21 protein-coding genes are annotated in these 23,128 nt (G+C 52.6%); 12 read left to right on the forward strand and 9 right to left on the reverse strand.

Annotated elements, in window-relative coordinates; translation table 11 throughout:
• Positions 1-139 precede the first annotated feature (139 nt).
• Positions 140-1,006, forward strand: a complete 867-nt coding sequence (gene rsgA / locus ACTHR7_RS05930) for a ribosome small subunit-dependent GTPase A (RefSeq protein ID WP_254321303.1) — start codon at positions 140-142, stop codon at positions 1,004-1,006.
• Between the two features lie 108 nt (positions 1,007-1,114).
• Here the strand turns inward: rsgA and ACTHR7_RS05935 are convergent, their stop codons facing one another.
• From ACTHR7_RS05935 to ACTHR7_RS05960, 6 genes are all read right to left on the reverse strand, one after another.
• On the reverse strand, positions 1,115-1,309 hold the full coding sequence (locus ACTHR7_RS05935; protein ID WP_070814731.1) for a virulence regulator: 195 nt from the start codon (positions 1,307-1,309) through the stop codon (positions 1,115-1,117).
• Positions 1,310-1,337: 28 nt separating this feature from the next.
• On the reverse strand, positions 1,338-3,395 hold the full coding sequence (metG, locus tag ACTHR7_RS05940; protein WP_440370510.1) for a methionine--tRNA ligase: 2,058 nt from the start codon (positions 3,393-3,395) through the stop codon (positions 1,338-1,340).
• Between the two features lie 127 nt (positions 3,396-3,522).
• Complete coding sequence (gene murA / locus ACTHR7_RS05945; protein WP_049333045.1) at positions 3,523-4,776, reverse strand: UDP-N-acetylglucosamine 1-carboxyvinyltransferase; 1,254 nt, start codon at positions 4,774-4,776, stop codon at positions 3,523-3,525.
• Between the two features lie 196 nt (positions 4,777-4,972).
• Entirely contained in the window at positions 4,973-5,890 is a 918-nt protein-coding gene (ftsX, locus tag ACTHR7_RS05950; RefSeq protein WP_003681149.1) for a permease-like cell division protein FtsX, read from the reverse strand.
• On the reverse strand, positions 5,887-6,537 hold the full coding sequence (gene ftsE / locus ACTHR7_RS05955; protein ID WP_003681151.1) for a cell division ATP-binding protein FtsE: 651 nt from the start codon (positions 6,535-6,537) through the stop codon (positions 5,887-5,889). The genes ftsX and ftsE overlap by 4 nt, the downstream gene beginning before the upstream one ends.
• Before the next feature lie 249 nt (positions 6,538-6,786).
• Positions 6,787-7,269 carry a TlpA disulfide reductase family protein gene (locus tag ACTHR7_RS05960; RefSeq protein ID WP_049349226.1) on the reverse strand — a complete coding sequence of 161 codons (483 nt, stop codon included), beginning with the start codon at positions 7,267-7,269 and terminating at the stop codon, positions 6,787-6,789.
• Between the two features lie 169 nt (positions 7,270-7,438).
• Here ACTHR7_RS05960 and arsC point away from each other — a divergent pair, with 169 nt between their 5' ends.
• Complete coding sequence (arsC, locus tag ACTHR7_RS05965) at positions 7,439-7,798, forward strand: arsenate reductase (glutaredoxin) (RefSeq protein ID WP_070584450.1); 360 nt, start codon at positions 7,439-7,441, stop codon at positions 7,796-7,798.
• Positions 7,799-7,823: 25 nt separating this feature from the next.
• A complete protein-coding gene (locus ACTHR7_RS05970; RefSeq protein WP_296186144.1) occupies positions 7,824-8,480 on the forward strand; it encodes a YdcF family protein in 657 nt (218 codons plus the stop codon).
• Between the two features lie 70 nt (positions 8,481-8,550).
• Here ACTHR7_RS05970 and ACTHR7_RS05975 read toward each other — a convergent pair whose 3' ends face one another.
• Both ACTHR7_RS05975 and ACTHR7_RS05980 read right to left on the reverse strand, forming a co-directional pair.
• Positions 8,551-8,808: a hypothetical protein gene (locus tag ACTHR7_RS05975; protein WP_440370511.1), complete on the reverse strand. Its 258-nt coding sequence runs from the start codon at positions 8,806-8,808 to the stop codon at positions 8,551-8,553.
• Positions 8,809-8,915: 107 nt separating this feature from the next.
• On the reverse strand, positions 8,916-10,010 hold the full coding sequence (locus ACTHR7_RS05980) for an ABC transporter substrate-binding protein (RefSeq protein ID WP_296186147.1): 1,095 nt from the start codon (positions 10,008-10,010) through the stop codon (positions 8,916-8,918).
• A 159-nt stretch (positions 10,011-10,169) separates the two neighbouring features.
• Between ACTHR7_RS05980 and gltX the strand changes: the two genes are divergently transcribed.
• From gltX to ACTHR7_RS06025, 9 genes are all read left to right on the forward strand, one after another.
• A complete protein-coding gene (gene gltX / locus ACTHR7_RS05985) occupies positions 10,170-11,564 on the forward strand; it encodes a glutamate--tRNA ligase (protein ID WP_440370512.1) in 1,395 nt (464 codons plus the stop codon).
• Between the two features lie 289 nt (positions 11,565-11,853).
• The gene (locus ACTHR7_RS05990; protein WP_296184962.1) at positions 11,854-12,192 is read left to right on the forward strand and encodes a hypothetical protein; all 339 of its coding nucleotides are present in this window, start codon (positions 11,854-11,856) and stop codon (positions 12,190-12,192) included.
• A 59-nt stretch (positions 12,193-12,251) separates the two neighbouring features.
• Positions 12,252-12,587 (forward strand): zinc ribbon domain-containing protein YjdM, encoded by a 336-nt coding sequence (locus tag ACTHR7_RS05995; protein WP_107868354.1) that lies wholly within the window; start codon positions 12,252-12,254, stop codon positions 12,585-12,587.
• 216 nt (positions 12,588-12,803) lie between these two features.
• The gene (recQ, locus tag ACTHR7_RS06000) at positions 12,804-15,113 is read left to right on the forward strand and encodes a DNA helicase RecQ (protein ID WP_440370513.1); all 2,310 of its coding nucleotides are present in this window, start codon (positions 12,804-12,806) and stop codon (positions 15,111-15,113) included.
• 222 nt (positions 15,114-15,335) lie between these two features.
• Positions 15,336-15,785: an HvfX family Cu-binding RiPP maturation protein gene (locus ACTHR7_RS06005; protein ID WP_293208500.1), complete on the forward strand. Its 450-nt coding sequence runs from the start codon at positions 15,336-15,338 to the stop codon at positions 15,783-15,785.
• A gap of 85 nt (positions 15,786-15,870) precedes the next feature.
• Entirely contained in the window at positions 15,871-16,188 is a 318-nt protein-coding gene (locus ACTHR7_RS06010) for an HvfA family oxazolone/thioamide-modified RiPP metallophore (RefSeq protein WP_003686668.1), read from the forward strand.
• Positions 16,189-16,274: 86 nt separating this feature from the next.
• A complete protein-coding gene (locus ACTHR7_RS06015) occupies positions 16,275-17,117 on the forward strand; it encodes an HvfB family MNIO-type RiPP peptide maturase (protein ID WP_440370514.1) in 843 nt (280 codons plus the stop codon).
• The gene (locus tag ACTHR7_RS06020; RefSeq protein WP_440370515.1) at positions 17,107-17,793 is read left to right on the forward strand and encodes an HvfC family RiPP maturation protein; all 687 of its coding nucleotides are present in this window, start codon (positions 17,107-17,109) and stop codon (positions 17,791-17,793) included. The genes ACTHR7_RS06015 and ACTHR7_RS06020 overlap by 11 nt, the downstream gene beginning before the upstream one ends.
• Positions 17,794-17,935: 142 nt before the next feature.
• A complete protein-coding gene (locus ACTHR7_RS06025) occupies positions 17,936-18,514 on the forward strand; it encodes a sigma-70 family RNA polymerase sigma factor (protein WP_003686679.1) in 579 nt (192 codons plus the stop codon).
• 424 nt (positions 18,515-18,938) lie between these two features.
• On the opposite strand, the gene ACTHR7_RS06030 is transcribed toward ACTHR7_RS06025, so the two are convergent.
• Positions 18,939-23,087 carry a translocation/assembly module TamB domain-containing protein gene (locus tag ACTHR7_RS06030; protein ID WP_440370516.1) on the reverse strand — a complete coding sequence of 1,383 codons (4,149 nt, stop codon included), beginning with the start codon at positions 23,085-23,087 and terminating at the stop codon, positions 18,939-18,941.
• Positions 23,088-23,128: the final 41 nt, after the last annotated feature.

Raw genomic sequence — 23,128 nt, forward strand, 5'->3', positions numbered from 1 at the left:
TGAAAACAAATACATTGCAAATATAGGGCAGAAACACCAAAAAACCAAGCCAAAGAAAGTTAAAAGGTGCAAACAAGTTTTCAGACGGCCATAGCCGACTTTCGGTACAATCACACCATTCCAAACAATAAACCCCATCATGACCGATACCGCCCAAATCATTACCAGCTATGGCCGCCGCTATATTGTCCGCACCCCCGATGGCCAAACATATGACGCCACCACCCGCAAAAAACGCGTCGATTTCGCCTGTGGCGACCAAGTCCGCATCAGCCCCATCAACGGCGAACAAGTCGTGATTGAAGATTACCTCCCGCGCGAAAGCCTGCTCTACCGCCAAGACGCGTGGAAAACCAAACTGATTGCCGCCAACGTTACCCAACTCCTCATCGTAACCGCCGCCAGTCCCTCACCCAGCGAAGCCCTGTTGCAACGCGCCCTCCTCGCGGCAGAAGCGGCCGGTATCGATGCCGTCATTATCCTCAACAAAGCTGACCTCCCCGAAACCGCCCAATGGCGCGAGAAACTCAAATTCTACGAAACCCTCGGCTACCCCGTGGTCGAAACCAACGCATTGGAAAACGCCGACATCCTGCGTCCCATTTTAGAAGGGCAAACCAACATCCTGCTCGGACAAAGCGGCATGGGCAAGTCCACATTGACCAACGCCCTACTCGGCAACCAAGCCGCCCGAACCGGCGACATTTCCACCGCGCTCGACTCCGGCAAACACACCACCACCCACGCCCAACTATACGATTTAAACGCAGAAACCCGACTCATAGATTCCCCCGGCCTGCAAGAATTCGGCCTACACCATCTCCAAGCCGCCGATTTACTGCAATACTTCCCCGACCTGCGCCACCTTATCGGCCAATGCCGTTTCCATAACTGCACCCACCGCGCCGAACCCGGCTGCGCCGTCAAAGCCGCTGCCGAATCAGGCGAAGCCAAACCCGAGCGCATCGAATTTCTGCAACGTGTTACCGATGAATTGTTGAGATAAAGTTTTAACGGAAATAAGTGTTTGGATAAATAAAAAGGCCGTCTGAAAGTTTCAGACGGCCTTTTGTTGAAGCATAACCAAATTTACCTTTCAACCGGTATCGCTACCTTAGCGGGAAAGAGAAGGTGCTTTTCGTGGCGGATTGATCATGAGAAGCACGGCTTCTTCAATTTGTTTGTCCTCCCGATCATGGAGCTCTACCGGAAACTTCAGACGCAACACTGTAACAATAGCGCCAACCGATAAGCCTGTATCATGAAGCAACTCAATTTCTTTAAGTACCGGTGCGGAAAGGTTTAACATGGTTTCTCCTTAAGATTTGGTATAAGCCTTAGCCCACTTTATCCCCGGGCTGTGCGCCTACGTCGACATCGAGGAGCTTCAGTTTGCCCTCTGCCGTGGCGGCGGAGAGGATCATGCCTTCGGATACGCCGAATTTTGCCATTTTGCGCGGGGCGAAGTTGGCGACGGCAATGACCATGCGGCCGTTCAATTCGGCTGGATTTGGGTAAGACGCGGCGATGCCGGAGAAGATGATGCGTTTTTCAAAACCGAAATCGAGGTCGAATTTCAAAAGTTTGGTGCTGCCTTCGACGGCTTCGCAGTTCAATACTTTGGCGACGCGCATGTCGATTTTCATAAAGTCTTCGAAGCTGGCCTGTTCGGCGACTTTTTCATATTTGCTCTCTTCGGCGGCAGGCGCAGCTGCTGCGACGATGCTTTGTTTGTTGGCTTCGATTAAATCGTCCACTTGTTTTTGCTCCACTCGTTGCATTAAATGTTCGTATTTGTTGATGGCGTGTTCGCCCAAGGTTTCGCGTGTATTTGCCCAAGTGATGGCTTCCAAATTCAGGAATTTGGCGGCGTTTTCGGCCACTTTCGGCAAGACGGGGGCGAGGTAGGCGGTCAACATGGTAAAGGCGTTGATGAGCTCGCTGCATACTTCGTGCAGGCGTGCGTCTTGGCCTTCTTGTTTCGCCAGTTCCCAAGGTTTGTTGGCATCAACGTATTCATTGACAATGTCTGCCAAGGCCATGATGTCGCGCAGGGTTTTGGCGTATTCGCGGCTTTCGTAGCATTCGGCAATGGCTTCGCTTTGTGCGGTCAGTTTTGCCAGCAATTCGCTGTCGGCAACGTCTTTCAGACGGCCTTCAAAGCGTTTGGCGATGAAACCTGACGCGCGGGCGGCGATGTTGACGTATTTTCCGACGAGGTCGCTGTTGACGCGGCTGATAAAGTCTTGCAGGTTCAAATCGATGTCTTCGATTTTGCTGTTGAGTTTGGCGGCGATGTAGTAGCGCATCCACTCGGGGTTCAGGCCTTGTTCCAGATAGGATTTGGCGGTGATGAAGGTGCCGCGCGATTTGGACATTTTTTGTCCGTCCACGGTCAAAAAGCCGTGTGCGTACACGCCGGTCGGGGCGCGGTGGCCGGAGAAATGCAGCATAGCAGGCCAGAACAGGGCGTGGAAATAGAGAATATCTTTGCCGATGAAGTGGTACATCTCGGTTTGGCTGTCGGCTTTGAAGTATTCGTCAAAATCGATGCCGATGCGGTCGCACAGGTTTTTAAACGACGCCATGTAGCCGACGGGCGCGTCCAGCCAGACGTAGAAGTATTTGCCCGGCGCATCGGGGATTTCAAAACCGAAATACGGCGCGTCGCGGGAAATGTCCCAGTCGGACAGGGTGGTTTCTTCGCCTTCGCCCAGCCATTCTTTCATTTTGTTGAGGGCTTCGGGTTGCAGATGAGGCTTGCCGTCGTGCGGATTGTTGCCGGAAGTCCATGCTTTGAGGAAGTCGGCGCATTCTCCCAGTTTGAAGAAGAAGTGTTCGGATTCGCGCAATTCGGGTTTGGCACCGGAAACGGCGGAATACGGGTTGATCAGTTCGGTCGGGGAATAGGTCGTACCGCAGACTTCGCAGTTGTCACCGTATTGGTCTTGGGCGTGGCATTTCGGGCATTCGCCTTTGACGAAGCGGTCGGGCAGGAACATTTGTTTTTCGGGGTCGAAAAGCTGCTCGATGACGCGGCTCTCAATCTTGCCGTTGGCTTTCAGCGCGCGGTAAATGTCTTGGGAAAACTGTTTGTTTTCAGGGGAATGGGTGCTGTAATAATTGTCGTAGCCGATGTTGAAACCGGTAAAGTCGGCGAGGTGCTCTTCGCGCACTTTGGCAATCATGTCTTCAGGCGCGATGCCTTGTTTTTGCGCAGCAAGCATCACGGGCGTGCCGTGGGTGTCGTCGGCGCAGCAGTAGTAGCATTCGTGGCCGCGCAGTTTTTGGAAGCGTACCCAAACGTCGGTTTGGATGTGTTCGACCATGTGGCCGAGGTGGATGCTGCCGTTGGCATACGGCAGCGCGGAAGTGACAAGGATTTTGCGTGTCATGGTTCGTGCTTTTAAAAACAATGGATAAAGATGTCGGGAATTATACCGCAAAACAATAGGCAAAGGCCGTCTGAAACCCGATTGCCGGTGTTTCAGACGGCCTTTTATTTATCGGCTGCGTATGGGATTAACCGCGTACGCGTTCGATTTTTGCGCCTACGCCGCCGAGTTTTTTCTCGATGTATTCATAGCCGCGGTCGAGGTGGTAGATGCGTTCGACGATGGTTTCGCCATCTGCGACCAAACCTGCCATGACGAGGCTGGCGGAGGCGCGCAGGTCGGTTGCCATCACGACGGCACCGGAGAGTTTTTCTACGCCTTTGATGTAGGCGGTGTTGCCTTCGGTGGTGATGTCTGCGCCCATGCGGTTGAGTTCGGGAACATGCATGAAGCGGTTTTCAAAAATGGTTTCTACCACGCGGCTGCTGCCTTCGGCAATGGCGTTCATGGCCATAAACTGCGCCTGCATGTCGGTTGGGAAGCCTGGGTGGACGACGGTGCGGATGTCCACGGCTTTGGGGCGTTGTTGCATGTCGATGGAAATCCAGTTGTCGCCTGCTTCGATGATAGCGCCGGCTTCGGTCAGTTTGTCCAATACGACTTCCATGGTTTTGGGGGCGGCATTGCGCAGGACGACTTTGCCGCCGGTCATGGCGACGGCGCAGAGGAAGGTACCGGCTTCGATACGGTCGGGAACGACGCTGTGTTCGCAGCCGTGCAGCTCTTTTACGCCTTCGATGGTCATGGTTGCTGTACCGATGCCGCTGATTTTCGCGCCCATTTTGACGAGGCATTCGGCCAGATCGACGACTTCGGGTTCGATGGCGCAGTTTTCGAGGATGGTGGTGCCTTCGGCGAGCGTGGCCGCCATCAGCAGGTTTTCAGTGCCGCCTACGGTCACGACATCCATGGTAACGCGCGTGCCTTTCAGACGGCCTTTGGCTTTGACGTAACCGTGTTCGATGGTGATTTCCGCCCCCATGGTTTCGAGGCCTTTGAGGTGTTGGTCAACCGGACGCGAACCGATGGCGCAACCGCCGGGCAGGCTGACTTGGGCTTCGCCGAAGCGGGCAAGGGTCGGGCCCAAAACCAAGATGGATGCGCGCATGGTTTTTACCAGCTCATAAGGTGCGCAGGTGTTGTTGACGGTGCCGCCGTTGATTTCAAATTCGGAGATGTTGTCGGTCAAAACGCGTGCGCCCATGCCTTGCAGCAGTTTTTGGGTGGTTTTGACGTCGGCGAGCATGGGTACGTTTTTCAAGCGTAAAGTGCCGGAAGTCAGCAGGCCGGCACACATCAGCGGCAGGGCGGCGTTTTTTGCGCCGGATACGATGATTTCGCCGTTGAGGGGGCCGTTGGCAGAGATTTTGAGTTTGTCCACAGGATGTCTTTCGTTATTTGTCTGCACGGCTTATGCCGCACAAATGAAATGAGATGAATAATAAACCATCAATTATAAGGGATTATGCCCTTGCTGTTAGATATGGCAGTATTAAATTTTCACAAGGTTTGTTTAAGTTGCGAAAGGATAAGATTTCAGGCCGTCTGAATGGTTCAGACGGCCTGTTTGCCAAGGCTTATTTTTTGGCTTTGAAGCCTAAGAGGTGTTGCGTGGTGGCCAGCCATGCGCCGAATATGCCCAGCGCGATGACGAAGCCGAATACCAGCGACACTTCGCTAAATGTGAAGAAACGCCAGCCGATGTTCAGGCCATAGGGTTTGAAAATCGCGTCCACCAGCGGCCGTACTTCGGCCAGCAGCCAGGCCGACAAGCCCAGGCTGACGGCGGCGGAGAAAATACTCTGCCACATTGCCTGATAAAGGAAAGGGCGGCGGATGAAGGAAGCAGGAGCACCCAACAGTTTGGTGATTTCCAACTCTTCCTTGCGGCTGAGGATTTGCAGGCGGATGGTGTTGTGTGCCACCAAGACAAAGGCCATGCCCAAAGTCAGCGAGAGGAACCACAAAATCTTACGGATAAATTCGTTAATACGATAAAGGGTCTGTACCCATTCGGTATCCATGGTTGCCGATTCGACGCGTGGCAGTTTGGTAATGTCTTTATAGATAGCCTGCATCTGATCCGGAGAAGTGGCAGGGTCGGGCGTAACGATAAAGACATCGGGCAACGGGTTGCCATCGAGCATGGAAACGAGGTTTTGGTCGAGATTGGTCTGCAATTCTTCCAAACCTTCCTGCTTGCTGATAAAGCGGACTTTATCGATACGGCTGTCGCGCTGGAGCAGGTTTTTCACCGTATCGGCATCAGAACCTGCCGCATCGGTGTCCATATAAACTGTAATCTGCGGCGACTCGTTGAGTTTGCCCAATACGCTTTGTCCGCTTTGGATACCCAAATACATAAACAGCGGCAAGGTCATGGCAACGGCAAGCATGAGCAGGGTCAGCAGCGTGCCGATGGGTTGGCGCAGAAGCTCTTTGAGCGCGGCGCGTGCCGATTCGACGTGTAACGAGATATAGTGAATCATACTCATGCGAGGCGTCCTTTCTGCAGGCGCAAGACGCGGTGGCCGTAATCCGCCATCAGCGTTTCATCGTGCGCCGCAACAATCACGGTCGTGCCTGCCTCATGGAAGGTTTTGAACAATTCCATAATATCCAGCGCATAGGCGCGGTCGAGGCTGGCGGACGGCTCGTCGGCAATCAGCAGGCTGGGTTGGTGAACTACTGCGCGCGCGATGCACAAACGCTGTTGTTCGCCGCCGGACAAAGTGATGGGCATATCGTTTTCGCGGCCTTTCAAGCCGACTTTCTCAATCGCAATACGTGCGCGCTCTTCCGCTTTGCGCGGCTGGTAGCCGCTAATCCGCAAAGGCAGGATAACGTTTTGCAAGACATTGCGGTCGTAGAGGATTTTGTGGTCTTGGAAGACAATGCCGATATGTTGGCGCATAAAGCCGATCTGATTGTCGCTCAAGGTGCCGAGGTCTTGATTGTTGAACCAAACCTTGCCTTTAGTAGGCTTGGTAATGCCTGAAATCAGCTTCAAAATGGTGGATTTGCCCGAGCCTGAATGGCCGGCGATAAAAATCATCTCACCTTTGTTAATCTGGAAACTGACATTTTTCAGGGCTTCGAAACCGCCGGGATAGGTTTTGGAAACTTGTTCGAAACGGATCATGGGTTTTCCTGAAAATAGGGATTCAGACGGCCGGCGTCATCGATAGGGCAACATGCCGTCTGAAAAAATGGGATTATTCACAGATTATAAATATTTCGGCTGCTTTTTGATAGTGAAACCCCGGTTCTGCTGGCGGAGACACTGCCGGTTTGCAACACAAAGCAATATGGTTTGAAATAAAGGCCGTCTGAACGATTGGGTTTCAGACGGCCTCGATATCAGCGTAGGTTAAGCACCCTATCTGCTGTTTTATTTACATTTGGTTTTGGCCAAATTCACGGCGGCGGTCAGGCTTTTTTCGTTGACTTCGCCGGTGATGGTTTGTTTGTAGCCGCATTTCGGCGCTTCGACAACTGTGAAGGGCAATACGCCGACGTTGTTGCCGTGGGCTTTCATGAAGTTGCGGCTGTTGGCGCCGGTGTAACGCCAAATCGGGTAGCTAACCGGCGTTTGTTTCAGGAACTTGCCGATGTTGTCGGTGGTATCCAGCGCGATGCCGACCATATCGACGCTGCCTTTTTTCTGAGCTTTGTACCATGCGGACATGGCGGGCATTTCTTTACGGCAGGGGCCGCACCAGGTTGCCCAAAGGTTGACCACGCGCACGGGGGCTTTGAGCGATTCCAGGCTTTGCGGTTTGTTGTCCTGCCAACCTGCCGTTTCATCGGCGGCAAAGGCCGGAGCAGCGGTAAAAACGGTGGCGGACAGTAGAAGGGCGGTTAAGGCTTTCATGGTTGTATCCTTGAGGTTGCCAATCGAAATTGTGTTTATTGTAAAACGGTTTGGTGGGTATGCCTACCGATTCGTATCAAGATATCAGGTAAAAAGTTTGAGTAAAAATCAGTTGCAGACGATAATAACCGCCATCATTGAATGATTTTGCAATAATACGGAGACTTTCATGCCGTCTGAATTCACACTTTATCACAACCCGCGTTGCAGCAAATCACGTGACGCGCTGGCTTTGCTCGAAGAAAAAGGCGTTGCCGCCGACGTGGTCAAATATCTGGATACCGCGCCCGATTTGGCGACTTTGCAGGATATGTTTGCCAAACTCGGCATCGAATCGGTGCGCGGCATGATGCGCACCAAAGACGATTTGTACAAAGAATTGGGTTTGGACAATCCCGATTTGGACAATGCCGCCCTGCTTCAGGCAATTGCCGAACACCCTGCCCTGCTCGAGCGTCCCGTTTTGGTAACGCCTACGCGCGCAGCCATCGGCCGTCCGTTGGAAAACATTGCCGCCCTACTCGGCTGATGGGGTTGGATAAGGCCGTCTGAAGATGATTTCCCTGCTTAAAAGCCGCAATGGCCTGCGATATTACCTGTTTCGCGGCCTTGCTTTGAGCGTTTTGCTGGTGTGCGGTATTTTTTTGAGCGGCACATGGCAGATTTACCGGACAGGTTTGCAAACCTTGCCGAAGGACGCTCATGCCGATGCGGCGGTGGTGTTGGGTGCGGCGGCGTGGGACAAACGCCCGTCGCCGGTATTCCGTGAGCGCATCAACCATGCCATCACGCTCTACCAAAGCCATCGGGTCGGCAAAATCATTTTCACCGGCGGTACGCCCAAAAAAGGATTCATGACCGAAGCCGAAGTGGGGCGCCGATACGCGCTCAAGCAGGGCATACCGGCGCACAATATCCTATTTGAAAACACGTCGCGCAACACTTACGAAAACCTGCGCAATATCGTCCCTATCATGCACGCCAACGGCATCGGCAGCATTATCGTTGTCAGCGACCCGTATCATTTGGCGCGCGCTGAAGAAATGGCCGCCGATTTGGGCTTGTCAGATGCGCAGTTCTCCGCCACCCCGACCACGCGCTTTGATGAGCGCAGCAAGAAAGCCAAGTTCCTGATGCAGGAGAGCTATTCTTTGTTTCTCTACCGTATCGGCAAATGGAGCGATGCGGTTTGGAATTGGATAGGTGGTTGAGCTTTCGGTAATCCATGTAAAAGGCCGTCTGAAGCCTTTTAGGTTTCAGACGGCCTAAATGTATTCTTGCTTATTGATATTGATTTGCAGCTACACTGCCAAAAAAGACTACAGCCAGTACCAGATAAATTACCATTACGATGGCAAACAGAATCAAGGTAGCCTTGAAATAATTGGCTTTATTTGGATTGGTGTTTGAGCCGAATGCCCATATAAGCATCATAACTATATTGACCAGCGGAATCATCATAATCAAGTTTGTTATCAACCATTCTTTGATGCTTACAATCGGAGCCTGCTGATGGCCGATTTGGTTTTGTTCAATCATATCTTGTCCAATTATATTAAATAAAAAGAATAATAATTATACATAATAAAGCCTTATTAGTATAGCATACATATTCAGACGGCCTGAGCCTATGATTTTTGCAGCCGCTATTTCAATCGGATGTAAAACGTACCGTCCGGCACGACGGGCAGGTATTTGCGGTAGAAGTCCAGATAGGTCTTGTTTGGGTCTATGTCGGCAAACTGCTGCGGATACAGGGTTTTGGCGATAAATTGCGCGCTGGCCAAATCGGTGAGCGAGCGGGAGGCGGTGTGGTAGATGCCGTAAACGCGTTTGTTTTTGACGGCAGGAATGTCTGCCCAGCCTTTGCGTTTGACAAATCCGGCCAGGCGGCGTTGCGCATCGGCCTGGCTGATGCCTATGCCCATCGCCATAATGCCAGGCTTGTCTTTATGGCCGTTTTCCGTCCCCGAAATGACGATGACGTCGGGTTTGGCCGTCAGGAATTTTTCAGGGTTTATCGGTCCCCAGTTTTTAACGTAAGGCGCGGCGATATTGTTGCCGCCTGCTGTGTCGGCAATCGCGCCCCACATATCTTTGCCGAAGGTGTAGCTGTATTCGGACGGGCCTTTGTCGCCGAACTCGATATAGATTTTCGGTTTGGACTGCTTGGCGCGCGCGACACGTTTTTGGATGTCGGCAATGCCTCGGGCGTATTCGGCGGCAATTTTTTGGGCGCGCGCCTGCGTACCGTTGAGTTCGCCGAAAATTTCCGCACTGCGCGTGTGCCGCGCGACGGTTTCGGCGTTGAAATCGACCACGACGACGGGTATGCCTGCCGCTTCAATGCGCGGCAGGTGGGTGGCGATGGCCTTATACTGCCAGTCGGCCAGAATCAATACGTCCGGCTTGAGCGCGAGCGTTTTCTCCAGTGAAAACGTGCCGGTGCTGATGTTGCCGATGTCCGCAATGTTTTGCAGCGTAGGCAGCTTCTGTTTGAACATCGCCCAGCTGCCGGGATTGAATTTCTCCCAAAACTCACGCGAAATGCCGATGACGTTTTTAAATTTGTCCGTACCCGTTACCGCGATATAGTCGGGATAGTAAAACGCCAAAACCGCGCGTTTAACAGGGACATCGACTTTGACTTCGCGTCCCAATACGTCTTTGATAGTTTTGATTTCGGCTTGGGCAAAAAGGGGCAGGAGGGCGAGGGCAGCAAATAAAGCGCGTTTGTTCATGAGCGGATACTTTCAAAGAAATAATTATCATTTGTCTTATTTTTAGGAGAAAAGTTCCCAGACGGTCCTTCTGCGCCGACATTATTTTCAGACGGCCTTACATTGTTTAAACTACGCTGAAAAAGTAAAATAACTGTTTTAAAAGATTTTGGAGCCATCATGACCGTCAAAACCCGTTTCGCCCCCAGCCCCACCGGCTACCTGCACATCGGCGGCGTACGCACCGCCCTGTTCTCATGGGCGTTTGCCCGCCATCATAAAGGCGAATTCTTATTGCGTATCGAAGACACCGACTTGGCGCGCTCTACTGCCGAATCCGTCAACATCATCCTCGACGGCATGAATTGGGTCGGCCTGAACTACGACAACGCCGACAACGTCGTTTACCAAACCCGCCGTTTCGACCGCTACAAAGAAGTCATTGCCGAACTTTTAGAAAAAGGCCATGCCTACTACTGCTATTGCAGTAAAGAAGAGTTGGAAGCCATGCGCGAGAAAGCCGAAAAAGAAGGCACGGCGACTTACGACCGCCGCTGGCGTCCGGAAGAAGGCAAAACCCTGCCCGAAATCCCTGCCGATGTGCAACCTGTTGTCCGTTTCAAAACGCCTCTGGACGGCGTGACCAAATGGACGGACTTGGTCAAAGGCGAAATCTCTATCCCCAATGAAGCACTTGACGACCTGATTATCGCCCGCGCCGACGGCACGCCGACCTACAACTTCTGCGTTGTCGTGGATGACTACGACATGGGCATTACCCACGTTATCCGTGGTGACGACCATGTGAACAACACCCCAAAACAAATCAATATTTTAAAAGCCATTGGCGCCACCCTGCCCGAATACGGCCACCTGCCGATGATTCTTAACGAACAAGGCAAAAAAATCTCCAAACGCAGCGGCGATACCGTTGCCATCACCGATTTCGGCGCAATGGGTATCCTGCCCGAAGCCATGCTCAACTATCTGGCACGCTTGGGCTGGGCGCACGGCGACGACGAGTTCTTTACGATGGAACAATTTATCGAATGGTTTGATTTGAAAGACGTTTCCCCGTCTCCAAGCCGTATGGACTTGAAGAAACTCTACTGGATTAACGGCGAACATATCAAAATCACCGCCAACGAAAAACTGGCCGAAATGGTGAAACCGCGCCTTGCCTTGCGCGATATCCATGAAACAAGCAAGCCTGCTTTGGAAGACGTGTTGGCATTGGTCAAAGACCGCGCCCAAGACCTGAACACACTTGCCGACGAGTGCCTCTACTTCTACGTCAAACAAACGCCTGCCGAAGCAGACGTGCAGAAACACTGGGACGACGAAGCCGCCGCCCGTATGCTGCGCTTTGCCGAACGCCTCGAGGGTTTGGAAGACTGGAACGCCGAAGCCATCCACGACCTCTTCAAACCTTTCTGCGACGAAGAAGGCATCAAAATGGGCAAACTCGGTATGCCCCTACGCCTCGCTGTCTGCGGTACGGCAAAAACCCCAAGCGTCGATGCCGTATTGGCATTAATCGGCAAAGAAGAAGTGTTGAAACGGATTCGTTCGTAAGGCATGAATGATAAAAGGCCGTCTGAAAACTAGGGATGCCAAGTTTTCAGACGGCCTTTTCTAATAAAACCAGAAAATAATGGAATAAGGCGGAGAATATGAGAAAATAATAGCCGCCTACCTGTCACAACAGTTGATTGAATTAACTTTTATCGGCAGCCTGAATGTCCGGATTGGATAAAATAAGCCATTAAGAACAAAGACCAACAAGCATATTATGTAAAATTGGCGGCTGAAAAATCGGCTCTGCGCTTTACTTTACAAATCAAACAACTTTAAAGGAAAACCCATGAAAAAAACCTTACTTGCCCTGATGATGTTATCCGCCGCCGCCGTGTATGCCGGTGAGGCGGAAGACCGTTTGCTGTCCGTCCAATCGGTTTACCGTGCCGCTTTAAATGAGCAAAACAGCAACGACAGCAAAATCATTTCCCTGCAAAGCGATTTGGAAAGTGCGCAGCGCCGTTTACAGGCCGCACAATCCGATATTGACCGTTTGAAAGGCGAAATTCAGACGGCCTTGGCTCAGAAAGAGCAGCAAAATGCCAAGCTGCAACAAGCCGGCCAGATGTTGGACGCGGCTTGGAATGCCGTTTACGGCGTAGGCGGCAGCAAGGCGAATCAATAATTTAGACATTGTATTATTTGCGTTTTACGCTTCTTTTATCATATTTATAAGGAAACCTCATGTCCCTACCTCCCTGCCCGAAATGCCAATCGGAATACACTTACGAAGACGGCGCTCAATACGTTTGCCCTGAGTGCGCCCATGAGTGGAACGAGGCCGATGCTGCGGCTGCAAGTGATGATGCCTTGGAAGTCAAAGATGCCAACGGCGCGGTCTTGCAAGATGGCGATACGGTTGTCTTGATTAAAGATCTGAAAGTCAAAGGCAGCTCTATGGTCATCAAGCAAGGCACCAAAGTCAAAGGCATCCGCCTGCAAGAGGGCGACCACAATATCGGTTGCAAAATCGATGGCAGCGCGATGAACTTGAAATCTGAGTTCGTCAAAAAAGCTTAAAGATTTTATTTTTGAAAGGCCGTCTGAAACCCTAATATCAGGTTTCAGACGGTCTTTATACACATCATTCAAAATAAAATAAATCTTTATTTAAAATTAAATAAATTGAATGGGATTGCATTTCAGGCTGTCTGAAAAAGCGGCGGCAAAATGTTCCACACATACGCGGGTGTAAAACCGTTAAAATAACGCTTTCCCCTATTCTACGGAACCATTATGCCTCAGCCGACCGCCAAACAGATTTTGCACGAAGTATTCGGTTATCCCGAATTTCGTGGCAAGCAGGAGGCTATCGTCAATGCTTTGGCCGGCGGCGAGAGTTTGATGGTGCTGATGCCGACGGGTGGGGGCAAGTCTTTGTGTTACCAGATTCCGGCGCTGATGCGCGAAGGCGTGGCGGTTGTCGTATCGCCGCTGATTGCGTTGATGAACGACCAAGTAGCCAGCCTGCATGTGGCCGGGATTGAAGCGGCGGCAGTCAACAGCAGCACATCGGCAGATGAGGCGCGCGAGATTGCCGACAAGCTTGCCCAAGGCCGTCTGAAACTGCTTTATGTCGCGCCGGAACGCTTGGTTACCGACCGCTTTTTACGTTTTCTCGACCAACAAACCGTCAGCCTGTTTGCCATTGATGAGGCGCATTGCGTCAGCCAATGGGGACACGATTTCCGCCCTGAATATCAACAGCTCGGCATGCTTGCCGAACGCTATCCGAACATCCCGCGCATCGCCCTGACCGCTACCGCCGATGCGGCCACGCGCTCCGACATCAAGCATTATCTGCACTTGGATAATGCGCTCGAATTTATCTCCAGCTTTGACCGTCCGAATATTTATTATCAGGTTATCGAAAAAAATAATGGTAAAAAACAACTGCTGGATTTCATCCGCAAGCAAATGCATGGGCAAAGCGGCATTGTGTATTGCTTAAGCCGCAAAAAAGTCGAGGATGTGGCGCAGTTTTTGTGTGAAAACGGCTTGGAGGCGATTCCGTATCATGCCGGTTTGAGCATGGACGTGCGCGAGGAAAACCAACGCCGCTTTACGCATGAAGACAATATTATTGTGGTGGCGACCGTGGCGTTCGGTATGGGCATAGACAAACCCGACGTGCGCTTTGTTGCCCATCTCGATATGCCCCAAAGTGTCGAACATTTCTATCAGGAATCGGGACGTGCCGGCCGGGACGGGCTGCCTGCCGTGAGCTGGCTGTGTTACGGCTTGAACGATTGGGTGTTACTGCGCGAACGGATTGCCGAAGGCAACAGCGACGAGGTGCAAAAGCAAATCGAAATGCAAAAACTCGATGCCATGCTTTCCGTCTGCGAAACCGCCGCCTGCCGCCGCGTACTGCTGCTCAAACATTTCGGCGAAGAATCCGAACCCTGCGGCCATTGCGACAACTGCCTGCATCCGCCCGTGCGGTTTGACGGCACGGTGTTGGTGCAAAAATTACTCAGCTGCGTGTACCGCGCCGGACAACGTTTTGCCGCCGGTTACATCACCAACCTTTTACGCGGTAAAAGCGATGATTGGATACAGCGCAACGGCCATGACAAGTTATCCACATTTGGCATCGGCAGCGAACAGACCGACAAAGAATGGCGCAGCGTCATCCGCCAGTGCATCAGCTTGGGCTATCTCACCGTCAATGTCGAGCAGCACCAAGCCCTGCAGCTGACCGAAGCGGCAAAAAAAGTCCTCAAGGGCGAAACCGAAGTCATGCTGCGCCCCCTGCGCCGAGAAAAAACGGCCACCCAAAAACCGAAAGACGATTGGTTGCGTACCGAGCGCGAAGAGCGTTTGTGGCAGGCATTGCGCCATTGGCGGCAACAACGCGCCCGGGCAGAGGAAGTACCGGCCTATGTGGTTTGCGGCGACAAAACCCTGCGCGATATTGTCGAAAAAATGCCCCGAAGTTTGGAAGATTTACATCAAATCTACGGCTTGGGCGAGGCAAAAATCAATAAATTCGGTTTGGAGATACTTGACGTTTGCGAAACGGCTGAAGCCGGTACGGTTTCCATAGACAGTGCACAAGTTATCCACAGCTTGGGCGAGCGCGAACAGGCCTTAAAACAGGCTTTGGAAACTTGGCGCGAGCAGCAGGCAAGTGCCGATCAAGTGACGCTGGGAACGGTATTCTCCAACGAAAGCATGGACGATTTGCTGACCAATACGCCTGCCGAACCCATTGACCTTTTAGGCGTGTATAAACTCGGCGAAAAACGTATCGAACAATACGGCGAGGGCATTTTAAACATCTGCCGCCCGTTTTCAGACGGCCTGAGTGAAGAGGACAAACGCAAACGCCGCTTGATGCGCTGTCTGCTTCAGTGGAACATCGATACTGCCCGCCATGAGGGCCTCGAAGCCTATCAGATATGCAGCAAAGTTACCCTGCGCGCCATTGCCGCCCGACGGCCGCAGGATTTGGCGGAACTGGCGGAAATCCACGGCATGAATGAGGAGAAAATCGACAAATACGGCGCGGAAATTGTCGAATTGTGCAAACAAGCGGATTAATTGACCGCGTTCATCATTAAAGGCCGTCTGAAACCCAATCAAGCATGGTGTTTCAGACGGCCTTTTGAATTTTTAATCTTTATAAAACAATGAATAAGAAAATAACTTTATTTATTTCGTCAGTTTTTTAAAGCTGCCGCGTCTAAACAGGCATGAAAGATGGGATGGTACCGATGGATTTTTCGTTCCATCTCATTCGACACACATCGATTAGGAAAATAAATGAACACCTCATCCAATCCCTCTTGGCAGGCCGCTTTCGGTTTGTTGACGCTCAGGCTTTTTGCCGCGTATGAATTTCTTGAATCCGGCCTGGAAAAATGGAACGGGGAAAACTGGTTTGCAGAAATAAACAGTCAATTTCCCTTTCCGTTCAATTTGTTGCCGGATACGGTCAACTGGAATTTGGCCATGTGGGCGGAACTGGTTTTGCCTGCGCTGCTCATCGTCGGCTTGGCAACGCGGCTGTCTGCGTTGGGATTGATGGTTGTGACGGCTGTCGCATGGTCTGCGGTACATGCCGGCTTGGGGTACAATGTGTGCGACAACGGTTATAAAATGGCACTGATTTATTTGGTGGTTTTATTTCCTGTCCTATTGCAGGGCGCAGGCGGTCTGTCTTTGGATGCCCTGCTGAAGAAACGCTGTTGCCGCATCAAGCATTTTCTTTAATGATTCACGGTCGCGGGCCGACTTTAAATGCCCGATATTATCCCTTGATTTGTTTTAAAACCCATATTTTAAAAAGGAAGTTAAAATGAAAAAAAATGTAGCTGCTGCTTTGGCCGGTGCACTGTCCCTGTCTCTGGCTGCCGGCGTTGTTGCCGCTGATAAACCGTTAAGCAGCAAAGCAGGTGTTCAGAAATCTGCTCAAGGCTCTTGCGGTGCAGTTAAAGCCGGTGAAGGTTCATGCGGTGCAAGCGCGGTTTCTAAAGCAAGCGAAGGCAAATGTGGCGAAGGCAAATGCGGTTCAACCGTGGAAAAAACCCACGCCAAAAAAGGCAAAGCATCTAAAGCCAAAGCTGCCAAAGTAGTAGAAGGTAAATGCGGCGAAGGTAAATGCGGTTCTAAATAATCCTGCAACATACCTTTAACAAAGTCGCATTTTATAAACAAAAATGCGACTTTGTCGTTCATACGGCATCATAACAGGACATCACCATGATTCAACACGCAGGCTTGGGCTACCGCCGCGACTTGGCGGAAGACTTCCTCTCGCTTTCAGACGACAGCCCGATACGCTTTATCGAAGCCGCCCCCGAAAACTGGCTGAAAATGGGCGGCAGGGCGCGCAAACAGTTTGACCGCGTGGCAGAGCGGCTGCCGCTGGCGTTGCATGGGTTATCCATGTCGTTGGGCGGACAGGCACCGCTGGATACCGATTTAATAGACGGAATCAAAGAAATGATGCGCCGTTATGACTGCACGTTTTTCTCCGATCATTTGAGCTACTGCCACGATGGCGGTCATCTTTACGATTTGTTGCCGCTGCCTTTCACCGAAGAAATGGTGCAACACACGGTACGCCGTATCCGCGAAGTGCAAGATCGGTTGGGCTGTCGCATTGCTGTAGAAAACACCTCCTACTACCTGCATTCCCCGCTTGCCGAGATGAACGAGGTTGAGTTCCTCAACGCCGTTGCCCGTGAAGCCGACTGTGGCATTCATTTGGACGTGAACAATATTTACGTCAACGCCGTCAATCACGGCCTGTTGTCGCCCGAAGCCTTTTTAGAAAATGTGGACGCAGAGCGCGTGTGCTATATCCACATTGCCGGACATGACGTGGAAACGCCGGAATTATTGATTGATACGCATGGCGCGGCGGTTTTACCGACTGTTTGGGATTTGCTCGAACTGGCCTATGCCAAACTGCCGACGATTCCGCCCACCCTGTTGGAACGCGATTTCAATTTCCCGCCTTTTGCCGAACTCGAAGCCGAAGTCGCTAAAATCGCCGACTATCAAATGCGTGCCGGAAAGGAATACCGCCGTGCAGCCTGAAACCTCCGCCCAATATCAACACCGCTTTGCCCAAGCCATACGCGAAGGCAAAGCCGAAGACGGATTGCCGCAAGAGCGTCTGAACGTCTATATCCGCCTGATACGCAACAATATTCACAGCTTTATCGACCGCTGTTATACCGAAACGCTGCAATACTTTGACAGCGAAGAATGGGGCCGTCTGAAAGAAGGTTTCGTCCGTGACGCGCGCGCCCAAACGCCCTATTTTCAAGAAATCCCCGGCGAGTTCCTCCGATATTGCCAAAGCCTGCCGCTTTCAGACGACCTCTTGGCATTGATGGACTTTGAACACACCCAGCTGTTCGCCGAAACCGCTCAAACCGACAGCCAAACAGTCCATGACGATTCAGACGATTTAGCGTACACCCTTTCTCCCGCCGCCTTTGTGCGCCGTTATCAGTATGATGTGACGGACGAATTGCAGGAGGCGGAAACCGCCGTTTTGGTGTGGCGCGATAAGGAAGACGACGTGATGTATCAAACGCTCGACGATTTCGGCGCATTATTGCTGGAAACGCTGGCAGAAACGCCCACTTCCCTAAACGGCCTGCAAACCATGCTGGCAGAGTTCATGCCGTCTGAAAACGTTTGGCAGGACGCATTAAGGCAGAAATGGACAGAATGGCTGGAACAGGGCATTTTGGTTGCGGCATAAACCAAGGCCGTTTGAAACGGGCGCAGTCGGTTTCGGCGAAACAAAAATACTACTGAAATCGTTTATAGATTCAATCGCATGCTCTTGCCGTATCAGCGTAAAATCAGAAGCATATTGATCATTCATTTCATACTGATACATTATGGCCCTACCCGAACTGACCGATGCCGAGCTTGCCGAATCCCGCAAGTTGCTGCTGCGCTTTGCCCATATCCAGCTGCCCGACCGCCCCGACTTGGTGGAAGACCTCGTACAGGAAACCATGCTTTCCGCCTACCGTGCGGCCGAGGGTTTCAAAGGCGACGCCCAAGTGAGCAGCTGGCTGTTTGCAATCTTAAAAAACAAAATTACCGACTGCCTGCGCCAAATCGGACGGCAACGCCAAGTTTTCGTCACGCGCGACGAGGAAGCCTTGGATGAAGCCTTTGAAGGACATTTTGCCGCTGACGGGCATTGGACGGATGAAGGACAACCTCAGGGTTGGGACTCGCCCGAAGCCAGTTTGAACAATAAAGAGTTCTACCAAGTTTTACAGACCTGCCTCTACCATCTGCCGGAAAACACCGCCCGCGTGTTTACCATGAAAGAAATTCTCGGCTTTTCAAGCGATGAAATCCGCGAGCAATGCGGCATCAGCCATGCCAACTATCACACCATCATGCACCGCGCGCGCGAAACCTTGCGCCAGTGCCTGCAAATCAAATGGTTCTCCCATGCCTGACAGGAAAATGCCATGAAAAAATGTCGCAAAATAACCGATCTGATTTCCAAACAGCAAGACCAAGTGTATCTCAGTCTTTTTAACCGCATTGCCCTTACTGTGCACCTGTTGCTCTGCCCACGTTGCCGCGAATATAAGAAACAGCTCGAATTAATCAGCAACGCCATGCACAAGATATTTCGATGATTAAAAAAAGGCCGTCTGAAACCTACCCCTGTCAGTTTCAGACGGCCTTTTTGTATCTGCTTTATTTATTGCTAACTTGGAATAAGCCATGGTTTGCAGTTCACTTCTTTAGCAGCATTTGTTTTCAAACTTGCGCCGTTGGCCTTTGTTTTTTGAGGCATGGCTGCGGATTTTGATATGGTAGAACAAGATAAAGACCGTCTGAAAGATGAATTTCAGACGGCCTTTTTCACGGCTTTTAGTGTTGTTCTTCCGGCTCGGGTTCGTCTTTGCCGAACCAGTTGTCAAAGCGGATGGTGTATTTCAACTCGCCGCCGGAGGAGCGCGTGCCGATGCGGGCAACGGCTTGGATGGCGCGGGTCAGTTGGTACACGAGTTTGACGGATTGTTCGGCGCTGGAAATGCCGTATTCGTAACCTGCGTAGAGGTTGTTGGTGAGCTGTTTGCCGACGGTCAGGACTTGTTCGGCAGGGTTGAGCTCGCCGGTTTGGGCATTGCGGCTGCGTTTGCTGGTAAAGCCCAAATCATCCACGAGGCCGATGCGGTCGTTGATTTGGCCGGCAAGCAGTGCGCTGGCGGCCGCAGAGAGCGTGGCATTGTCGCCGTCGCTGCCGCTGCTGGCACGGTTGAGGATGAGCCAGGAAAGTTTGTCTTTTTCACTCATGGCTTCTTTCGCAACCAAGGTCACGCGCGGATTGTTGAGGCTGCCGAGAACTTCGACACCTGCGCCGACCGGGGAGAGGCGGCGTTCGGCACGGATGTTGAGGTTTGGATCGGTCAGCGGGCCGACGAAGGAAACCGCGCCTTTGGTGATGTCGAGGTCTTGGCCGTAGGCTTTGTAGCGGCCTTTGACAACGCGCACGGTACCGACGCCTTGGACGGCTTCGCCCGGACGTGATGTGATGGCCAGTTTGCCGCCGATGGTAACGTCTGCGCCGTAGCCGACAAAACGGACATTGTCGTTGATGTTCAAGACAAGGTTCATATTAATAGGCGTGGTGGCCGTTGCTTCTTTTTTGGTTTCACCCAGTACGACCACATCATCGTCGAGGGTCGGCATGGAGGATTTTTGCGAACCGAACATGCCGTAGTCGGTATTGAGCGTGCCGTTGAGCGATACGCCTTTTTCCGGATTGTAGAGGACTTTGGCCGCGCCGGAGAGCTGCAGTCGGCGGTTTGGACGCGAGAGGGTACGGTATTTGTCGAAGACGATGTCCACGTCGACATCGGGGTTGGTGTTGGCAAGGTTGACCGCGCCTTTGAGCTCAATCGTGCCGCCACGGTGGAATTTGAGGCTGTCGATCACCCATTTTTGCCCCTGCAGGCGTGAACGCAATACGCCGTTGTCGAGGATCAGGCCTTGGGTTTGATGGCGGTAATAGAGGTTGTCGCCGTTAATCAGGCCGCTCAGTTGCGGATCGTTCAGACGGCCTGCCAAGTTGACGGCGGCGTTCAGACGGCCTTTGAGGGTCTGGCCGACGGGCAGGAAGTTGCGGAAGACTTCGAGGTTGGCAACGTTCAGGTTGAGCTTGCCGCTCAGAGGTGCGGTATCGAAGCTGGTGCCCTGACCGATGTTGACGGTACCGTCGGCACGGCCGTAATTGGTTTGGAGGTCGAGGTTGCTGTTGACGGTAGGCGAACCGAGTCGGCCGCCGATGGTGGCGGTCGCGTTCAGACGGCCTGCAATGCCTTGGGCTGTCGCCGGCATAAAGGATTTGAGCGAGCCCAAATCGGGAACGTTGATATTGACTTTGCCGCTGACGGGGGCGTTGTTGATGTTGTTGCCGAACTGCTGGGCGATGCCGAGCGTGCCGTCAACTTTGCCGAAGCGGGTGTTGCCTTCCAGCGTGCTGTCGATGCGGCCGTTTTGGAAACGGGTGCGCAGGGCGAGCGCGGAAAGTCCCAAAGGCTGTTTGTTTTTCGGATCTTTGCCCGGCAGGATGATGTCGCCGCTTTGTCGGCTGATGTTGAGGAAGCCGCGCGCGTTTTGACTGTATGCCAAATCCCAGTCGCCGCCCAAGACGAGGTTGTGTTCGATAGGCGGGGTGTAGAAGTTGTGCAATTCGGTAATGTGCAGATTTTGTGCGCTGCCTTTACTGGTAATGCCGGCTTTTTTGTCCCAAACGAAATTTTGCAGGTTGAGGCTGCCTCCCATAGCCGCCCATCGCGCGCTGCTGAGGGAAACGCGTTCGCTGCCGGCTTCGAGGTTGAGGCGGTTTTGCAGTTTGAGGTTGAACGCGCCGTTGATGTCGAGCGTGTCGACCGTGCCTTTCCATTGGGTTTGGTCTTTGTTGAGGCCGCCGGTGGCATCGAGGTCGAGCTTATAGCGTTTATTGTCCACCGCCATGCTGCTGTTGCCGCGGATGTGGTGGTGAGAACCTGTGCCGCTGATGAGCAGGTTGACGTTGTCAATCATGGCCGCGCCGCCGGAGACGGCGATGTGTTCGCCTTTAATATCGGCACTCAACGGACGGTTGGTGTCGGGCGAACCTTTAAGTTTGAAGTCGAGGGTGCGGATATTGACGGTATCGGCGACTTTGAAGTTGCGCGCTTCGCCGTTCAAATCGGCTTCAAGGGTTTTGAGGCCGTCTGAAAAACTGCCGGAGATGTAGCCGCGCGCGTTGAGCAGGCCGCCCAAGCCGAAGCCGAAACGCGACAAATCGGGGGCAGTAATGTTGAGATTGAGGCGGTCGCCTTTTTGGCCGAAGCTGCCGTTGGTTTTGACGATGTTGCTGCCGAGGGTCAGGTCGGTCAGGGCGCGCGCAAGGTGTTTGTTTTCATAGGCGACGTCGGCTTTGCCGCTGAGCGGAACGCCGTTGAGCGTACTCGGTGCGAACTGCATTTTGCCGGCGAATTTTTCTTGCGCCAGTATGCCGGTCAAGTTGATGTTGCCGTTGACGCTGCCTTGTGGAAGCTGCGGGTCGATGCGTGCAGGGTTGAAGGCTTTGCTGACGATGTCCAGTTGCAGTTTGCGGTCTTTGAAGAGTTCGAGCGAGCCTTTGGCGTTGAGTTCGCCGCCGTTTTGCGGAACCAGGCGGACTTTGTCGAGCTTGAGCGTGCGCTGGCCGAGCTGTTTGTCGGTTTGGAAAAACAGCATGCCGTCTGTACGCGCAAATCCGCTGTCGAGATTCCAGTTGACGACAGGGGAGGAGGTTTCGCCTTTGACGTCGATACTGCCGTTCAGACGGCCTGCGATGTTTTGACGGACAAAGTCGTCTGCGCCGGTATTGTTGATGCCCAGTGCGAGTTTGAGCTGGTCTTGGGCGGTATCGATTGAGCCGGATACATCGATGCTGCCGTCTTTGAGCAGGTCGACGCCGATGTCTTCAATCATGACCGTGCCTTTGTCGTCGACGATGAATTCGCCGAGGATGCGTTTGACGGGGATATGGTTTTCATCGGCAAAACCGGCTTGGTCGTTTTCCAAGTCAATCGAGCCTTCCAGCGCAACGCCGTCGGTAAAGGACGGAATGGTGGTGGCATCGAAATTCAGGCGCGCTTTGGGCAGGCTGGGCAGGAAGGCCTGCGGATTGATGTTGGAACCTTTAATCAGGATTTCGCCGACGGTTTCATTGAGGCTGTCGGCGAATGGGTGAATGGTGGATTTTGCCGATAAATGAACGTTGTCGCTATCGAGTAGCAAGTCGGTGGATACGTCTTGCAGGCTGCCCCACAGGCGCACCGTACCATGTAGGGTTTCGCCCTCAAGTTGGCCTTTGGTGTAGATGGCGGTATTGAGGACGTAGGGTTTGTTCAAACCAAGCACCACCGCGCCTGTCGAGCTGCTCCAAGGCGTGTCGGCGGTTTTGATGTGGAGGCGGTGTTCTTTTTTGTCGTAATGATAGGCTGCGTGCAGATGGTCGAGATAGACGGTCTGCTTGTCAAAACGCTTGCCCACGCTGATTTTGCCGGTTTCCAAACGGTCGAGATGGGCGGTAACGGGCAGGTCTATGCTGTCGGGCAGGCCTTTTGATGGTTCTTCTTCTTTAGGTGGCGTGCGTTTGGTCACGATGGCGATGTCGCCGGCCACGACTTCGGTAATGTGCAAGGAAGGACGGGTCAGCTCGGACGGCTTCCAATCAAAGCGGAAGCTGCTGATTTTAACATCCGCACCTTCTGTTTCAATCAACCATTTGTCGCCTTCAAAACCTTCAATCAGCGTCCCCTTCAGTGTGTCCGAAGAAATTTTGACGCCGAACCATGACGGGATTTTGTACAAACCGAAACGCAAACCCGATTCCGTACCGACCAGCCAGCCGATCGCGCCGGCGGAAACGGTCAATACGCCCAAGGCGGACAGGACAAAGCCGCGCAACAGGCGTTTTTTGCGCTTTGGCGGGGCGGGCTGTTGTTCAGACGGCGTGGAAGTGTTTGCAGTATCGGTCATGATATTTTTCTGTTTGTCTGTTGTTCAGACGGCCTGAAATG

The organism is Neisseria sp. P0007.S010 (genome assembly GCF_051962875.1).
In the GTDB taxonomy this organism is placed as follows: Bacteria; Pseudomonadota; Gammaproteobacteria; order Burkholderiales; family Neisseriaceae; genus Neisseria; species Neisseria subflava_A.